The following is a 16,649-nucleotide window of genomic DNA, read 5'->3' as shown; positions in this document are numbered from 1 at the left end:
GTGACCGACATTCTGATGCCGGCGCTGTCGCCCACGATGGAAGAGGGCACGCTGACCAAATGGCACATCAAGGCGGGGGACACGGTCTCGGCCGGCGATGTGATCGCCGAGATCGAGACCGACAAGGCGACCATGGAGGTCGAGGCCGTCGACGAGGGTGAAGTGCTGGAAATCCTCGTGGCCGAGGGCTCCGAGGGCGTGAAGGTCAATACCCCCATCGCCCGTCTGGCCGGTGAGGACGGCGCCGCCGCGCCCGCGCCCAAGCCTGAAGCCGAAAAGGCGGACGACACCGCCGACGCCAAATCCGACGCTCCGGTCGAGGGCGCGCCTGCCGATGCGCCGGTCAAGCCGAAGACCGAGCTGAAGGACCCGGAAATCCCGGCCGACGCCAAGCTGGTCAAGACCACCATCCGCGACGCCCTGCGCGACGCCATGGCCGAGGAAATGCGCCGCGACGAAAGCGTCTTCCTGATCGGCGAGGAAGTGGCCCAGTATCAGGGTGCCTATAAGGTCAGCCGCGAACTGCTGCAGGAGTTCGGCGACAAGCGCGTCGTCGACACGCCGATCACCGAGCACGGCTTCGCCGGCCTGGGTGTGGGCGCCGCCATGGCGGGGCTGAAGCCGATCGTCGAGTTCATGACGTTCAACTTCGCCATGCAGGCCATCGACCACATCATCAACTCGGCGGCCAAGACCCTCTATATGTCGGGCGGCCAGATCCGGGCGCCCATCGTGTTCCGCGGACCCAACGGCGCGGCCAGCCGCGTCGGCGCCCAGCACAGCCAGGACTATTCCGCCTGGTACGCCCAGGTGCCCGGCCTCAAGGTCATTGCCCCCTATGACGCCGCCGACGCCAAGGGCCTGCTGAAGGCCGCCATCCGTGATCCGAACCCGGTCGTCTTCCTCGAACATGAGATGATGTACGGCCTCGAGTTCGATGTGCCCGAGGTCGACGACTATGTCCTGCCGATCGGCAAGGCCAAGGTCCGCCGCGAAGGCACCGACGTCACCATCACCGCCCACAGCCGCATGGTCGGCTTTGCCCTGCAGGCCGCTGAAAAGCTCGCGGAGGAGGGGATCGAGGCCGAGGTCATCGACCTGCGCACCCTGCGCCCGCTGGATCACGAGACCATCGTCGAGAGCGTGAAGAAGACCAACCGTCTGGTCTCGGCCGAGGAAGGCTGGGGCCCCATGGGCGTTGGCGCCGAGGTCGTGGCCCGGGTGATCGAGCACGCCTTTGACTATCTGGATGCGCCGCCGCTGCGCGTGCATCAGGAAGACGTGCCGCTGCCCTATGCCGCCAATCTGGAGGCCCTGTCGCTGCCGGGCGTCGACAAGATCGTGAAAGCCGTGAAGGCTGTCACGGCGCGGGAGGCCTGATCCCATGACCGACATCCTGATGCCCGCCCTGTCGCCCACGATGGAAGAGGGCGTTCTGGCCAAATGGCACGTCAAGGTCGGCGACACCGTCGCGGCCGGGGACGTCATCGCCGAGATCGAGACCGACAAGGCGACCATGGAGGTCGAGGCCGTCGACGAAGGCGAAGTGCTCGAGATCCTGGTCGAGGCGGGGACCGAAGGCGTGAAGGTCAACACTCCGATCGCCCGGCTGGCCGGCGACGACGCCGCACCCGCGCCCAAGACGGCCGAACCGGCGAAGGACGAGTCCAAGGCCGAAGCGAAGCCCGAGCCCAAGCCTGAGCCCGCAGCGGACAAGGCCGAGGCCACCAAGGCCCCGCGCGCGCCCGCCAAGGACGGTGAGCGCATCTTCGCCTCTCCGTTGGCGCGTCGTCTGGCGAAAGACGCCGGGCTGGACCTGAAGACCCTCAAGGGCACCGGCCCGCACGGCCGTATCGTCAAGGCCGATGTGGAAGCCGCCGGCAAGGGCGCCGCGGCCAGGGGCGCGACGGCCTCGGCCGGCGAACCCCGCAAGGTCCAGTCGCTGGCCCAGATGGGTATCCCGGACGGCAGCTACGACCTCGTCCCGCTGGACGGCATGCGCAAGGCCATCGCCCGCCGCCTGACCGCCAGCTTCCGCGACGTGCCGCACTTCCCCCTGACCATCGACTGCGAGATCGACGGCCTGTTGGCCGCGCGCGCCCAGGTCAATGCCCTGCTGGAGCCGCAGGGCATCAAGGTCTCGGTCAACGACTTCATCATGAAAGCCGTCGCCATGGCCCTGAAGGCCGTGCCCGAAGCCAATGCCAGCTATTCGTCGGAAGGCATCGCCATGCACCACCATGCCGATGTGGCCATGGCGGTGGCCATCGACGGCGGCCTGATCACGCCCATCATCCGTGCGGCCGAGACCAAGTCGCTGGCCGAGATCGCCACCGAGTCCAAGGACCTGGCCAAGCGCGCCCGCGACCGCAAGCTGAAGCCCGAGGAATTCCAGGGCGGCACCTTCTCGGTCTCGAACCTCGGCATGTTCGGCATCAAGTCGTTCGCCTCGATCCTCAACGAGCCCCAGGGTGCGATCATGAGCGTGGGGGCAGGGGAGAAGCGCCCCGTCGTGCGCGGCGACAGCCTGGCGGTCGCCACCGTCATGACCGTCACCCTGACCTGCGATCACCGCGTCGTCGACGGCGCCATCGGCGCCCGCTTCCTGCAGGCCTTCAAGCCGATGATCGAAAACCCCGTGACGATGCTGGCGTAAGGACGACACCGTGGCTGATACCTTCGATCTCATCGTCATCGGCTCGGGCCCGGGCGGCTATGTGGCGGCCATTCGCGCCAGCCAGCTGGGCCAGAAGGTCGCTATCGTCGAGCGCGAGAACTTGGGCGGCATCTGCCTGAACTGGGGCTGTATCCCCACCAAGGCCCTTCTGAAGTCGGGTGAGAAATACGAGAGCCTGAGCCACCTCAAGGACTATGGGCTTTCCGCCGACAAGGTCGGTTTCGACTTTGACGCCATCATCCAGCGGTCGCGCAACGTCGCCAAACAGCTGAACAGCGGCGTCGGCTTCCTGATGAAGAAGAACAAGATCGAGGTCATCGAGGGCACGGCGAAGCTGGAAAAGGGCAAGGCAGCGCCCAGGGTCGTGATCGACCTCAAGGCTGGCGGCAGCCGCTCGATCGAGGCCAAGGCCGTCATGCTGGCGGTCGGCGCCCGCGCCCGCGCCATTCCCCAGATCGGCCTGGAAGCCGATGGCGATCGCATCTGGGCCTATCGCGAGGCCATGGCGCCGAAATTCATGCCCAAGTCCGTCGTCGTGATCGGCTCGGGTGCCATCGGCATCGAGTTCGGCAGCTTCTATCGCGCGCTCGGCGCCGAGGTCACGGTTGTCGAAGCCGTTGATCGCATCATGCCGGTCGAGGATATCGAGGTCTCCAAGGCCGCCCAGAAGGCGTTCGAAAAGCGCGGCATGAAATTCCGCACCGGCTGCAAGGTGACCAGGGTCAGCAAGGACAAGTCGGGCGTGAAGGTCGCCATCGAGGCGGGCGGCAAGGCCGAAACGCTTGAGGCCGAGGTCTGCATCTCGGCCGTCGGCATCACCGCCAACACCGACGGCATCGGACTGGAGGCGCTGGGCGTCAACATGGACCGCGGCCACATCACCATCGACGGCCACTGCCAGACCAATGTGAAGGGCCTCTACGCCATCGGCGACTGCGCCGGCGCCCCCTGGCTGGCGCACAAGGCCTCGCATGAGGGCATCCACGCCGCTGAACACATCGCCGGCTTCAAGACCCCCAACGTCCATTCGCCCATCGCCGGCTGCACCTATGCCCAGCCCCAGGTCGCCTCGGTCGGGATCACCGAGCAGCAGGCGAAAGAGGAGAAGCGCGAGGTCAAGATCGGCCGCTTCCCCTTCAAGGTGAACGGCAAGGCCATCGCCTCGGGCGAGACCGAGGGCTTTGTGAAGACCATCTTTGACGCGAAGACCGGCGCCCTGATCGGGGCCCATATGATCGGCGCTGAGGTCACCGAGATGATCCAGGGCTATGTGACCGCCATCACGCTGGAGGCGACCGAGGAAGACATCCACGGCATCGTCTATCCGCACCCGACCATGTCCGAGGCCATGCACGAGGCCGCTCTGGATGCCTACGGCCGCGTGATCCACATCTAGGATCACGCGCCGCGGGGCCGAACATGAGCGATTTGTAAGGTGGGGGCAGGGGCCTTTGTCCTTGCACCTCCGACCGTTGCGGACCTAGTCTGCCCGCGTCTGAAGCGGGTAAGGGTTCGCGTCTTGTTGCATTATCTGGGCATTGCCCTGGCGGGTTTGATCGTCAGCCAGGATCCGGTCGCCCAGGACCCGGCAGCAGCCCCGATCGTCAACCCCGGTGCCCCCGGTGCCGCCTCGCGCCAGATCACGGCCGCCGAGGCGGTGGACCTCAGCCGCACGACCTACACCGATGAAGACGTGCGCTTCATGCAGCACATGATCGTCCACCATGGCCAGGCCGTGGAGATGGTCGAACTGCTGCAGACCCGGGCCAGTTCGCCCGCCGTCCGCGCCATCGGTCGTCGCATCGCCCTCAGCCAGGAAGCCGAGATCGACCTGATGCAGAACTGGCTTCTGTCACGCGGCCTGCCGCTGGAAGCCGCCGATCTTCACGCCGGTCATGGGCCTGCAGCGCCGGCCTCGACCTCCCATGACGCTCACGCGGGCCACGACGCCCACGCCGGCCATGGCGATCACGGCGCCGCCCCAGTCGATCCGGACACGGTTCCGATCATGCCGGGCATGCTGTCGCCCGCCCAGATGCGCGCCCTGGCCGCCGCCGAAGGGCCCGAATTCGATCGCCTGTTCCTTGAGGGCATGATCCAGCACCATCAGGGCGCCCTCGACATGGTCGATGAGCTGCTGTCCTATTCCGACTCCGGCAATGACCCGATGCTCTCAGACTTTGCCTCGTCCGTCGTGGCCGACCAGTCGGCTGAAATCCTGCGTATGCAATCCCTTCTGTCTGAACTCTGAACCCTTGACCCAAGGAGCGGCCATGTTTGTTCGCAAAGCCCTGTATTCATCCGTCGCCGCCATGGCCGTCCTGCTGGGGGCCAGCGTCGCCTCGGCCCAGGTCCAGACCATTCCCTCCGACGAGCGCACCGAACTCGCGCCCGGCATCTATGATGCGGCCGAGGCCAGCTCGGGCCTGGCGCTCGAGCATACGCTGGCCCCGCCTCCGGGCTTCTTCGACCCGGACGCCATCTTCGCCCCGCCGACCACCCGTGAAGAGGCCGCCGCCTACCGCGCCAACCCGCCGCGCTACAGCCCTCTGGCGCTCGCCAACAGCGACATGGCCGTCTCGGACGGCAAGCTGTTCGTCGGCAATTTCAACGGCTTCAACATCTATGACATCAGCGGGGCAGGGGAGCCGCAGCTGGTGACCTCTGTCGTCTGCCCGGGCGGGCAGGGCGATGTGTCGGTCCACGGCAATCTGCTGTTCATGTCGGTCGAGCAGAACAATGGCCGGATCGACTGCGGCGCGTCGGGTGCCGACGGCGCCGTGAACCCCGAGCGCTTCCGCGGCGTGCGGATCTTCGACATCAGCGACATCAAGGCGCCGCAGCAGGTCGCGGCCGTCCAGACGTGCCGCGGATCGCACACCCACACCCTGGTGCCGAACCCGGCCGATTCCAACGTCCTCTACATCTACAATTCGGCCACCTCGGGCGTCCGCCGCAGCGACGAACTGTCGATCTGTTCGGACGGCGAGCCCGGTACCAACCCCGACACGGCCCTGTATTCGATCGACGTGATCGAGGTGCCGCTGGATCGTCCGCAGGACGCCGCCATCGTCAACCGTCCGCGCATCTTCGAGGATCGCGAAACGGGCGCCGTCGCCGGTCTGTGGATGGGCGGTCGCGCCGGCGTCGCCAGCCAGGCCACGGCCCGCACCAACCACTGTCATGACATCACGGTCTTCCCGGAAATCGGTCAGGCCGCCGGTGCCTGCTCCGGCAACGGCATCCTGCTGGACATTTCCGATCCGAAGAACCCGCAGCGGATCTCGGACATCTTCGACGCCGACATGGCCTACTGGCACTCGGCGACCTTCGCCAACTCCGGCGACAAGGTGGTCTTCACCGACGAGTGGGGCGGCGGCACCTCGCCACGCTGCACCGCCGATGCGCCGGGCAACTGGGGCGCCAACCTGGTCGCCACCATCACCAACGGTGAACTGCGCGGCCGTGCCTTCCACAAGCTGCCGTCGGTCCAGGGCGCCAACGAAAACTGCGTGGCCCACAACGGCAACATCATCCCGGTGCCCGGCCGCGACCTGATGGTCCAGGCCTGGTACCAGGGCGGCGTCTCCATCATGGACTTCACCGACCCGATGAACCCGATGGAAATCGCCTATTTCGACCGTGGCCCGCTGGGCGAGCGGCTGATGATCGGCGGTTCGTGGTCGGCCTACTGGTTCAACGGCCGCATCTACTCCAGCGAGATCGCGCGTGGTCTCGACGTCCTGCGTCTTGTCCCGTCGGATCAGCTGTCGGCCGCTGAGATCGCTGCTGCCGAAGCGGTGATGCAGGACGAGATCAACCCGCAAACCCAGACGCGGGTCAGCTGGGCCAATACGCCCGACGTCGCCGGCGCCTATCTGGACCAGCTGAAGCGCGCCGATGCCATCGACGCCGCTCTGGCCGGACAGGTCTCGACGGTCATCGACGGCTGGCGTGCCGGCCGGATCGACTCGATCGCCGCCGCGTCCGTGGTCGCGTCGCTGACGGCCTCGGCCGAGACCCAGGGCGTCGCGCCGCTGGCGGCCCGCCGCATGAAGGCCCTGGCCGAGGTGCTGGCCGGCGCCGCCGGCTGAGGTTGATCTGACAAAAGCGGAGCCCGCCGGTGCAATTCCGGCGGGCTTTTCCCGGTGTCCAGTTATCGCCTAAGGTATATTATGTGAAATTACGGATGCCGCTCAGCGGTATTCCGGATTGGGATGGTCGAAGCGCTCGCCCTTGTCCCACAGGGTCTTCTGGTTGCCATGGGCCGGAATGCCGCCCGCATCCTTCAGCATGCGCGCCATGTGCATCAGGTTCCAGGCCATAAAGGTCGTGTTGCGCTGGGTGAACTCATTGTCCAGGCCGACCTTGCCGTCATCGCCATAGGACGGTCCGGGTCCGGCTTCACCGATCCAGCCGGCATCAGCCTGCGGCGGGATCACATATCCAAGATGCTGCAAGGAATACAGGACGTTCATCCCGACATGTTTGATGCCGTCTTCATTGCCTGTTACGATGCAGCCGCCGACGCGCCCGTAGTAGGCATATTGCCCCTTGTCGTTCAGCTTGCCGGAATAGCCGTACAGCCGCTCAATCACCCGGGTGCAGATCGACGACTTGTCGCCCAGCCAGATGGGTGTGCCGATCACCAGGATGTCGGCGTCCATTACCTGCTTCTGCACCTCGGGCCAGCCGTCGGTCGCAAAGCCGTGTTCGGTCATATCGGGTTGCACCCCCGGCGGCATGTCCAGATCGGCGCAGCGGATCGTCGTCGTCGAGACGCCATTGGCCTCCATGATGCTGATCGCGACATCCATCAGGGTCTGGGTGTGGGAGGCTTCGCCGGAGCGCTTCAGGCTGCAGTTGAGGAACAGGGCCTTGAGGTCATCATATCGGGCCACGCGGAAGTCCTTTCGTCAGAGACTGAAGCGCGCGGTCCATCCGTCATGGGCAACATCGACATGGGCCGGCAGGCGCGACTTCAGCGATCGATAGTCGAGGTCGAGGTGCAGGTTGGTCAGTAGAGCGTTCGGCACGCCGGTTCGTTCAATCCACTCCAGCGCCCGGTCGACGTGGGCGTGGGTCGGATGCGGCGTCCAGCGCAGTGCATCCACGATCCAGAGCTCACTTCCGCGCACCGCCTCCAGCGCCTCATCATCCAGGGCATCCACATCGCTGGAATAGCTGACCGGGCCCAGGCGATAGCCGACCGAGCGGATCGGCCCATGCCCCTGATCAAAGGTCACGACCGGGAGGGATCCCCCTGCCCCGTCCACGGCCCAGGGCGTCCCGTGCGGGGGGGTGTCCCGCGCCTCCAGCAGCGCCGGATAGCCCTGCTGGTCCATGAAGATATAGGGAAAGCGGCTCTCGAGCGCCGCCCGCGTGGGCGGGTCCATCCAGGCCGGAATCCGGGCCCGGTTGCGCAGCACGAAGACCCTGAGATCATCAATCCCGTGCGTCTGGTCGGCGTGATCGTGGGTGTAGAGCACCGCATCGATCCGTTTCAAACCGGACATCAGCGCCTGTTCGCGCAGGTCCGGTGAGGTATCGATCAGGGCCGTCGTCTCGCCGTCTGGCCCTGTCAGGCGCGCCAGCATCGAACAGCGCATGCGCCGGTTCTTGGGCTCGGCCGGATCACAGGCGCCCCAGTCCCCGTCTCCCCGCGGCACCCCGCCCGACGACCCGCAGCCGAGGACCACAACTTCCAGCTCGCGGCTCATGCGCCCTCCGGTCGGGGTATGCGGTCGAACAGGACGAAGAAGGCATCCGTCGTCCGCGTCTCGGCCTCGTCACGGCTCCATCCCCGGATCTCGCCCAGCTTGTCCAGCACATGCCCCACATAGGCCGGCTCGTTCCGGCGCCCCCGGTGCGGCACCGGTGCCAGATACGGACAGTCGGTCTCGACGATGATCCGGTCGCCCGGCATGTCGCGGATCACCGCCCGCACATCCTCGGCCGCCTTGAAGGTCGCAATGCCGGAGACCGAGAACCAGGCGCCTAATTCCGCTGCCAATTGCGCCAGTTCTGCTCCGCTTGTGTAGCAATGCATTAACAGCTTGAACGGCCCGGCCGCCATTTCCTCGCGCAGGATGGCACCCATGAGCTCATCGGCTTCCCGCGTGTGCACCACCAGCGGCAGGCCCGTCCGGCGCGCCGCTTCGACATGTACGCGAAACACGGCCGCCTGGGCCTCGCGGGGACTGAGATCATAGTGGAAGTCCAGCCCGCACTCCCCTATTCCAACAACCTTTTCTCGCCGCGCCAGCTCCACCAGCCGCTCGATGGTCAGATCCTCATAGTGTCGCGCCTCATGCGGGTGCACCCCGACGGTGCACCAGATGTCGTCGTGCGCCATGGCCAGGCCGTGGGTGGCCTCAAAGGTCGACAGCCGGTCGGAAATCTCGACCATCAGCCCGACCCCGGCCTCGCGGGCCCGGGCGATGACCGCATCGCGGTCCTCGTCGAATTGGGGCGCGTGCAGATTGACGTGACTGTCGATCAGCATGCGGCGCGCGCCCTGGCCCGGTCCAGCTCGGCCATCAGGCTGAACAGCACATCCTGCCGGTCCAGGTTCAGCCCCGCCGTCTGGTCGGCCCGCGTCTGGATGCTGGACCACAGCTCGGCCCAGGCATCCGCGCCCGGCCCGCCCGACAGCGCCCGCCCCTTCACCGCGGCGGCCAGCCGATCCAGGATCAGGTCGAATTTCGGCCCGCCATCCGCCCGTTTCAGGCTCTCGGCGACCGGGATGATGGCGCTCATGTCCGCGCCGCGCATCCAGTTGCCGACCAGGGCGTCGATGCCCGCCACCTCATCGCCCGCCAGCGACAGGGCGCGTCCCGGCGATCCGCCGGCGGCCCGCGCCGTCGCCCGGGCCTGCTCACTCTCCAATCCCAGGCGGTCCTGCAAAAGGGCCGCCAGCCGGTCCTCGCTCCAGATCGGAAAGCTCAGACGCCGGCACCGCGACCGGATGGTCGGCAGGAGCCGCCCGGGCGAATGGGCCACCAGAAACAGCACGCCTCGCTGCGGTGGCTCCTCAAGAATCTTGAGCAAGGCATTGGCCGCGTTGACGTTCAGGTCGTCTGCGCTGTCGACGATTGCGACCCGCCACTGCGACCGCGACGGGCTCTTGGAAAAGAATCCCGGCAGCTCGCGCGCCTGATCGACCGAAATGGTCTTGCGCGCCTTGGTGCCCTCGGTCACCCGCTCCAGCACCATCAGGTCGGGATGCGACTGGGCCGCGATCAGCTGGTTGGTCGGGTCCCCGGGCGCACTGCCCAGCGGGCCTCGCGAAGGATCCGGGGCCGCTCCCAGCAGGCGCCGGGCGGCGCGATAGGCAAAACCCGCCTTGCCCACGCCCTCGGGCCCGCACAGCAGCCAGCCGTGATGCAACCGCCCGCCCGTCATGGCATCGACAAACGCCTGTTCGGCCGCCTCATGGCTGACCTCGTCATAGCGATCCCGCGGATGGACCGTCACGCCGGCACCTTCGGCAGGGGCAGCCGCGCCTCGATCGCATCCCAGACGCGCAGCGCCACGCCATCCTCGGTGCCCCGCGCATCGATCACCCGACAGCGGTCGGCATGCTCGGCGGCAATGCCGAGAAAGGTCTGCCGCAGCCGCTCGTGAAACGCCACGCCCTTGGATTCGAACCGCGTCTCGAACAGTCCCCGGCCAAAGGCGCGCTCCAGCCCCTCCTCGACCGGCAGGTCAAAGATCAGCGTCAGATCCGGCTGGTCCGCCCCGACCACGGCCTGATCCAGCGTCTCGATTAAGGCCCGGTCGACGCCGCCGCCGCCGCCCTGATAGGCCCGGCTGGAGTCCGCAAACCGGTCACAGATCACCCAGTGTCCGGCGGCCAGCGCCGGGCGGATCGTACGCTCCAGATGATCGTTGCGCGCCGCGAACATCAGCAGCACCTCGGTCTGCGGCGACCAGCGCTCCCCCTCGCCGTTGACCACCAGCTCGCGAATCGCTTCAGCGCCCTGGGAGCCCCCGGGCTCGCGCGTCAGCAGGACCTCGAGGCCCCGCGCGCGCAGCCTTTCGGCCAGCCGCCCCGCCTGGGTGGACTTGCCGCTGCCCTCTCCGCCTTCAAAGGTGATGAACCGTCCGCGCGTCATCCGGCCAGAATGGCGACATGCCGGGTCGAAACCAAGCCCGATGCGTCGATATCAACAGGTGCGCGCCCTACAGCCTCGGCGCCGGCCCCAGATAGCGCACCCGGACCCGGCCCACGCCGCGCTGCAACAGGCCCAGTTCGTCCGCCGCCCCGCGCGACAGATCGATGATCCGGCCGTCCACGAAGGGCCCCCGGTCGTTCAGGCGCAGCACCACGGAGCGCCCGTTGTCGAGATTGGTCACCTCGACCAGACCGGGCAGCGGCAGGGTCTTGTGCGCCGCCGTCAGGGCGTTTTGATCAAACCGCTCGCCGGTCGCCGTGGGCCGCCCGTCAAAGCCCGGCCCGTACCAGGACGCCATGCCGACCTCCTCGTAGTTCGGGTCCTCGGCCGGATGATACCAGCGCCCCCGGATCTGATAGGGCCGCATGGTGCCCGACACGATCGGCGCCGGATTGTCGACCCGAACCGAGGCGCCGCCCCGCGAGCCGCCGGTCAGGCCCGTCGCCCGCGCCCCCAGCCGCACCGTGCCCGCCGCGAGACTATAGCCGCCCTCGGCCACATCCCCCGCCAGCCCCGCTGCCGCCCCGACCGTGCCACACGCCGACAGGCTCAGCCCCGCCAACACGACCGTCAGAATGCGAACCGCAGATACAGGTGTGGACATGACGCACCGGCCCCGAAATCAAAATGAGGCCGTCAGAATGCCCGCATCATTTTCTTCTTTGGTTAACGCCCCCTCCCCCTGCTATGAGGCCGATCCATGCCGGGGACAGGTGGCCGAGTGGTTTAAGGCAGCGGTCTTGAAAACCGCCGTAGGTGGAAGCCTACCGTGGGTTCGAATCCCACCCTGTCCGCCATCGTCCAGGTCCCCGAAGTCCCAGACAAGGCGGCCTCTCCGCCAGCCCGGCAGACGCCCGGAGCCCGGGTCTTGATCCTGGCCTCGCTCTGCTCACCACGACCGGATCGCGGCCTGGCTGAACCGTCAACACCGCCAGCGGTCGGCGGGACGGACTCGAAAGGTCAGTTTGTGCGCCATAGGGGCGCTTGCGCCTCATCCGTGAAATATTTCTCCCGCCGGGCCTTGTGCGGTGCAGCACGTTCGGGTTAGCCTTTCGGCAGAACTGGAGCTCGACTTGGCCAGACGCGCCTTCATCGCCGACCGCAATGCCGCCGTCATGGCGATTGCGTCAGTGCGCGCGCTGAACGTCCAGATCGCCCTCACCGCCCTTATTCTCGCTGTATCGCTTGTGCTGCTCCCCGGAGCGGTGTGGATGCACGCAACCTGAACCCAAGCCCCTTCAGGATCGCCCGCAGCCACCCGCTCCCGAAAGGAAGCGGGTTTTTTGTTGCGCGCGGTCCGGATCTCTCCCGGAACCGACGCCCGCCATGACGCAAGATTTTACCTCAGACGACCAGCCGCCGAACGCGAGAAGTCGCGCGGTCACGGCCGGTCCGAACCGGGCCGCCGCCCGCAGCTATCTGCGCGCCGCGGGCATGCAGGACGCGGACTTCGACAAGCCGATGATCGCGGTCGTCAACACCTGGTCGTCGGTGACGCCCTGCAACATGCATCTGGACCGGCTGGCGAAGGACGTCCGCGCCGGCATCGTCGCGGCCGGCGGCTATCCGGTCGATTTCAACACCATCGTCGTCACCGACGGCATCTCCATGGGCACGGCGGGGATGAAGGCCTCGCTGATCAGCCGCGAGGTCGTCGCCGACTCGATCGAGCTGGCCGTCGAGGGCCACCAGTTGGACGGCGTCATCTGCATCGTCGGCTGCGATAAGACCATCCCGGCGGCGGCCATGGCCCTGGCGCGGATGGATATCCCCGGTCTGGTCTATTACGGCGGCACCATCCTGCCCGGCCGCATCGGCGCGCGCGAGGTCTCGGTCCAGGACATCTTCGAGGCCATCGGCGCCCATGCGGCGGGGGCGCTGGACGACGCCGGCCTGAAAGCGGTCGAGAGCGCCGTCTGCCCCGGTGCCGGGGCCTGTGGCGGTCAGTTCACCGCCAACACCATGGCCATGGCCCTGACGGTCATGGGGCTGTCGCCCATGGGCGCCAGTGACGTGCCCGCCGTCGATCCGGCCAAGGCCGCCGAGGGCGAGCGCTGCGGCCGGCTGATCGTCGAGCGCGTCTTCGCGGGCGACACGGCGCGCAAATACATTACCCGCGCCAGCCTGAGGAACGCCGCTGCCGCCGTGTCGGCCTCCGGCGGTTCGACCAACGCCGTCATGCACCTGACCGCCATCGCCGCCGAGGCCGGTATCGAATTCGGTATCGAGGACTGTCATCAGGCCTGTGTTGACGCCCCGGTCATCTGCGACCTGAAGCCCGGTGGCCGCTTCCTGGCCTCGCACCTGTTCGCGGCCGGCGGCACGCGGCTGGTCACCCAGCGGATGGCGGCGGCGGGGAAGATCGTCAATGCCCCGACCGTCAGCGGCCGCAGCCTGTTCGCCGAGGCGTCCGAGGCCGAGGAAACTCCGGGCCAGCAGGTCGTCACGGATTTCACCGGCCCGGTCATGGATCGCGGCAGCTACGCCGTCATCTACGGCGACGTCGCCCCCGACGGCGCGGTCATCAAGCTGACCGGCCACAAGGTCGACCGGTTCGAGGGTCCGGCCTGCGTCTTCGACAGCGAGGAGGACGCTTTCCACGCGGTCCAGGACGGGTCGGTCGGCGAGGGCGACGTCATCGTCATCCGCTACGAGGGGCCCAGGGGCGGTCCGGGCATGCGCGAGATGCTGCAGGTCACAGCCGCCTTGAAGGGCCGCGGCATCCACAATGTCGCCCTGATCACCGACGGCCGCTTCTCGGGCGCCAGCTACGGCTTCGTCGCCGGCCATGTCTCGCCGGAAGCCGCCGTCGGTGGCCCCATCGCCCTGATCCGCGACGGCGACCGCATCGCCATCGACGTCACCAACCGACGGATCGACGTCGACGCCGATCTGGCCGCGCGCCGTGCTGACTTCGCGCCGCGCACGATGCGACCGGCCCACGGAGTCTTCGCCAAATATCGCGCCTCGGTGGCCTCGGCCGCCCAGGGCGCCGTGACCATTCCCGATCCCCCGCCGGTTCAGCGCCCTGCCGAAACCGCAACCCATTCCGCCCGAGAGGACGCCTGAACCATGGCCATCACCATCTACACCGACGAGGATATCCGGCCCGGCGCCATCGCCGGCCAGCGCATCGCCATCATCGGCTACGGCTCGCAGGGCCGGGCCCACGCCCAGAACCTGAAGGACTCCGGCCACGACGTGGTCGCTGGCGTCCGCCACGGCGGCAGGGGCTGGAAGAACGCCACCGCCGACGGCGTCCCGACCGCCGAGCCGGCCGAAGCCGTTCGCGATGCGGACATCATCGCCATCCTGACCCCGGACATGGTCCAGGCCGAGGTCTATCGCGACATCATCGAACCCAACGCCAAACAGGGCGCGGCCATCCTGTTCGCCCATGGCTTTTCGATCATCTACAGCCGGATCACACCGCGCGCGGACATGGACGTCATCCTGGTCGCGCCCAAGGGGCCGGGCGATCTGGTCCGTCGCGAATTCCAGCGCGGCCGGGGCGTCCCCTCGCTGTTCGCCATCGAGAAGGATGCGACCGGAAAGGCCCGCGACCGCGCCATGGGCTATGCCCGGGGCAACGGCAGCGCGACCGGCGGTCTGCTGGAAACGACCTTCCGCGAGGAAACCGAGACCGATCTGTTCGGCGAACAGGCCGTCCTGTGCGGCGGTGCCAAGGAGCTGGTCATGTCCGGGTTCAACACCCTGGTCGAGGCCGGCTACCAGCCCGAGATCGCCTATTTCGAGTGCATGCACGAGCTGAAGCTGATCGTGGACCTGTTCTACGAGGGCGGCATCACCCGGATGAATGAGTTCATCTCGGAGACGGCGAAATGGGGCTCGGTCAAGTCCGGCCCGCGCATCATCACCGATGAGACCCGCGCCCGGATGAAGACCGTCCTGGACGAGATCCAGTCGGGTCAGTTCGCCCGCGAATGGATCGCCGAGAACGAGGCCGGCAAGCCCCGCTACGACGCCTGGGTCAAGGCCGACGGCGCGCAACCCATCGAGATCACCGGGGCCCGGCTGCGCGAACGCATGGCCTGGCTGCACGCGCCCAAGTCCGAAGCCGCCTGACCATGACCGCCTCCGCCGTCCGCATGCCCGAACCCGCCGTCGCCCCGAAAAGCGGCGCCCGTCTGCTCGTCTCCACCCTGGAGCGGCTGGGGGTGGAGGTCGTGTTCGGCTATCCCGGCGGCGCGATCATGCCGGTCTATGACGCCCTGGCCGGGTCGAACCTGCGCCACATCCTGGTGCGGCACGAACAGGCCGCCGCCTTCGCCGCAGACGCTTATGCCCGGCGCAGCGGCAAGGTCGGCGTCTGCCTGGCCACTTCCGGTCCGGGGGCGACCAATCTGATCACCGGCATCGCCAATGCGATGATGGATTCCGTCCCCGTCGTCTGTATCACCGGCAATGTCGCCCAGGGCGTCATGGGCACGGACGCCTTCCAGGAGATCGACATCCTGGGCGTCACCCTGCCGATCGTGAAACATTCCATCCTGGTGCGCGATCCGGCCGACATTCCGGCCGCGGTCGAGGAGGCCTTCCACATCGCCGCCTCGGGCCGTCCCGGTCCGGTGCTGATCGACTTGCCCAAGGATGTCCAGGTCGGTCAGACGACCGAGGACTTCGGCTTCTCCTGTCCGAACACGATCGGGACCATCGACCATGACGCCATCGCCGCGGCGGCCCAGGCCATCCGCGACGCCCGACGCCCGCTGATCTATGTCGGCGGCGGCGTGAAGATCGGCCGCGCGACGGAACAGGTCCGGGCCTTCGCCGACGCCACCGGCATCCCGTCGGTCGCGACCCTGAATGCGTTGGGCACCATCCCCACGGACGCCCCGGGCTTCCAGGGCATGCTGGGCATGCACGGCACGCGCGCCGCAAACGAGGCGGTGCAGGAGACCGATCTGCTGATCGTCTTCGGGGCCCGGTTCGACGACCGCGCGACCGGCAAGCTGGCCGAGTTCGCCCCCCACGCCCGGGTCATCCATTTTGACATCGACGCCTCGGAGATCGGCAAGTTGCGCGAGGCCTGGATCCCGGTCGCCGGCGAACTGGCCCCTGGTGTCGAGGCCCTGACCGCGCATCTGGCGGGCCAGACCCTGACCATCGACCCGTGGATGATCCACTGCGCCAGCCGGGTCCAGCGCACCGCCTTCCGCTATGCCGACGCGCCGGGCGAGGGCGTCTTCGCCCCTGCCCTGTTGCGCGCCGTGTCCGAAGCCGCCGGCGACCACTTCGTCGCCGCCTGCGATGTCGGCCAGCACCAGATGTGGGCCGCCCAGCACTGCCGCTTTTCCCGGCCGGAGGCCCACATCACCTCGGGCGGCCTGGGGGCGATGGGTTTCGGCCTGCCCGCCGGCATCGGCGCCAAGCTGGCCGAACCCGACGCCACGGTCGTCGTCATCGCCGGCGACGGCGGCTTCATGATGAACGTCCAGGAGCTGGCGACCCTGCGCCGCTACCGCGTGGCGGTGAAAGTCCTCCTGCTGGACAACAGCGCGCTGGGTCTGGTGCGCCAGTGGCAGGAGCTGTTCTTTGACGGCAACTACTCGGAGATCGACCTGTCCGACAATCCGGACTTCGTCCGGGTCGCCGAGGCCTTCGGCATCGAGGCCTTCCGAATTAGTCGGCGCGAGGAGGTTCAGGCCGGGATCGCCCGCCTGCTGGCCGCCCAAGGCCCCTGCCTCGCCCACGTGATCATCGACCCCCGGGAAAACGTGTGGCCGCTGGTCCCGCCTGGAAAGAGCAACGCCGAAATGATGGAAGGCGCCTGA

General features: G+C 67.6%; 14 protein-coding genes, 1 tRNA gene and 1 pseudogene. 10 read left to right on the top strand and 6 right to left on the bottom strand.

All coding sequences use genetic code 11. The annotated features are described in order from the left end of the window. The 5 genes from V7672_RS05250 to V7672_RS05230 all read left to right on the top strand — a co-directional run bounded on the left by V7672_RS05250 (position 1) and on the right by V7672_RS05230 (position 6,771). A complete protein-coding gene (locus tag V7672_RS05250; RefSeq protein ID WP_335623547.1) occupies positions 1-1,380 on the top strand; it encodes a pyruvate dehydrogenase complex E1 component subunit beta in 1,380 nt (459 codons plus the stop codon). A 4-nt stretch (positions 1,381-1,384) separates the two neighbouring features. Further along, on the top strand, positions 1,385-2,656 hold the full coding sequence (locus V7672_RS05245; RefSeq protein WP_335623546.1) for a pyruvate dehydrogenase complex dihydrolipoamide acetyltransferase: 1,272 nt from the start codon (positions 1,385-1,387) through the stop codon (positions 2,654-2,656). 10 nt (positions 2,657-2,666) lie between these two features. Next, entirely contained in the window at positions 2,667-4,073 is a 1,407-nt protein-coding gene (gene lpdA, locus V7672_RS05240) for a dihydrolipoyl dehydrogenase (RefSeq protein ID WP_335623545.1), read from the top strand. A gap of 123 nt (positions 4,074-4,196) precedes the next feature. Next, complete coding sequence (locus V7672_RS05235) at positions 4,197-4,928, top strand: DUF305 domain-containing protein (RefSeq protein WP_335623544.1); 732 nt, start codon at positions 4,197-4,199, stop codon at positions 4,926-4,928. Positions 4,929-4,950: 22 nt separating this feature from the next. Beyond that, positions 4,951-6,771, top strand: a complete 1,821-nt coding sequence (locus V7672_RS05230; protein WP_335623543.1) for an LVIVD repeat-containing protein — start codon at positions 4,951-4,953, stop codon at positions 6,769-6,771. A 102-nt stretch (positions 6,772-6,873) separates the two neighbouring features. On the opposite strand, the gene V7672_RS05225 is transcribed toward V7672_RS05230, so the two are convergent. The 6 genes and pseudogenes from V7672_RS05225 to V7672_RS05200 form a co-directional block, all read right to left on the bottom strand. Continuing rightward, positions 6,874-7,578, bottom strand: a complete 705-nt coding sequence (locus V7672_RS05225; RefSeq protein WP_335623542.1) for a flavodoxin family protein — start codon at positions 7,576-7,578, stop codon at positions 6,874-6,876. Between the two features lie 15 nt (positions 7,579-7,593). Next, positions 7,594-8,397, bottom strand: coding sequence for an MBL fold metallo-hydrolase (locus V7672_RS05220; RefSeq protein WP_335623541.1), 804 nt, complete (start codon positions 8,395-8,397; stop codon positions 7,594-7,596). Beyond that, a complete protein-coding gene (locus V7672_RS05215; RefSeq protein ID WP_335623540.1) occupies positions 8,394-9,182 on the bottom strand; it encodes a TatD family hydrolase in 789 nt (262 codons plus the stop codon). The genes V7672_RS05220 and V7672_RS05215 overlap by 4 nt, the downstream gene beginning before the upstream one ends. After that, positions 9,176-10,153 (bottom strand): DNA polymerase III subunit delta', encoded by a 978-nt coding sequence (locus V7672_RS05210; protein ID WP_335623539.1) that lies wholly within the window; start codon positions 10,151-10,153, stop codon positions 9,176-9,178. Before V7672_RS05210 ends, V7672_RS05215 begins: the two co-directional genes overlap by 7 nt. Next, positions 10,150-10,794 carry a dTMP kinase gene (gene tmk, locus V7672_RS05205; protein WP_335623538.1) on the bottom strand — a complete coding sequence of 215 codons (645 nt, stop codon included), beginning with the start codon at positions 10,792-10,794 and terminating at the stop codon, positions 10,150-10,152. The genes V7672_RS05210 and tmk overlap by 4 nt, the downstream gene beginning before the upstream one ends. Before the next feature lie 73 nt (positions 10,795-10,867). After that, positions 10,868-11,254, bottom strand: a pseudogene (locus V7672_RS05200) (septal ring lytic transglycosylase RlpA family protein); the annotation flags it as partial. 307 nt (positions 11,255-11,561) lie between these two features. Between V7672_RS05200 and V7672_RS05195 the strand changes: the two are divergent. The 5 genes from V7672_RS05195 to ilvG all read left to right on the top strand — a co-directional run bounded on the left by V7672_RS05195 (position 11,562) and on the right by ilvG (position 16,649). Further along, positions 11,562-11,651: transfer RNA gene (locus V7672_RS05195), tRNA-Ser, on the top strand. A 276-nt stretch (positions 11,652-11,927) separates the two neighbouring features. Beyond that, positions 11,928-12,080, top strand: a complete 153-nt coding sequence (locus V7672_RS05190; RefSeq protein WP_335623537.1) for a hypothetical protein — start codon at positions 11,928-11,930, stop codon at positions 12,078-12,080. A 100-nt stretch (positions 12,081-12,180) separates the two neighbouring features. Next, complete coding sequence (gene ilvD / locus V7672_RS05185; RefSeq protein ID WP_335623536.1) at positions 12,181-13,923, top strand: dihydroxy-acid dehydratase; 1,743 nt, start codon at positions 12,181-12,183, stop codon at positions 13,921-13,923. A 3-nt stretch (positions 13,924-13,926) separates the two neighbouring features. Continuing rightward, positions 13,927-14,940: a ketol-acid reductoisomerase gene (ilvC, locus tag V7672_RS05180; RefSeq protein ID WP_335623535.1), complete on the top strand. Its 1,014-nt coding sequence runs from the start codon at positions 13,927-13,929 to the stop codon at positions 14,938-14,940. Between the two features lie 2 nt (positions 14,941-14,942). Then, positions 14,943-16,649 (top strand): acetolactate synthase 2 catalytic subunit, encoded by a 1,707-nt coding sequence (ilvG, locus tag V7672_RS05175; RefSeq protein ID WP_335623534.1) that lies wholly within the window; start codon positions 14,943-14,945, stop codon positions 16,647-16,649.

It is taken from the genome of Brevundimonas sp., assembly GCF_036963785.1.
Taxonomy (GTDB): Bacteria; Pseudomonadota; Alphaproteobacteria; order Caulobacterales; family Caulobacteraceae; genus Brevundimonas.
The sequence above is the reverse complement of the archived record's forward strand: the minus strand, read 5'-3'. Positions and strand labels throughout refer to the sequence as shown.

What these genes read in the sequence shown, in the direction of transcription:
- ilvG (WP_335623534.1), top strand. Translation starts at nt 14,943, where the DNA reads ATGACCGCCTCCGCCGTCCGCATGCCCGAACCCGCCGTCGCCCCGAAA.
- V7672_RS05245 (WP_335623546.1), top strand. Translation starts at nt 1,385, where the DNA reads ATGACCGACATCCTGATGCCCGCCCTGTCGCCCACGATGGAAGAGGGC.
- tmk (WP_335623538.1), bottom strand. Translation starts at nt 10,794, where the DNA reads ATGACGCGCGGACGGTTCATCACCTTTGAAGGCGGAGAGGGCAGCGGC.
- V7672_RS05215 (WP_335623540.1), bottom strand. Translation starts at nt 9,182, where the DNA reads ATGCTGATCGACAGTCACGTCAATCTGCACGCGCCCCAATTCGACGAG.
- V7672_RS05230 (WP_335623543.1), top strand. Translation starts at nt 4,951, where the DNA reads ATGTTTGTTCGCAAAGCCCTGTATTCATCCGTCGCCGCCATGGCCGTC.
- ilvC (WP_335623535.1), top strand. Translation starts at nt 13,927, where the DNA reads ATGGCCATCACCATCTACACCGACGAGGATATCCGGCCCGGCGCCATC.
- V7672_RS05220 (WP_335623541.1), bottom strand. Translation starts at nt 8,397, where the DNA reads ATGAGCCGCGAGCTGGAAGTTGTGGTCCTCGGCTGCGGGTCGTCGGGC.
- ilvD (WP_335623536.1), top strand. Translation starts at nt 12,181, where the DNA reads ATGACGCAAGATTTTACCTCAGACGACCAGCCGCCGAACGCGAGAAGT.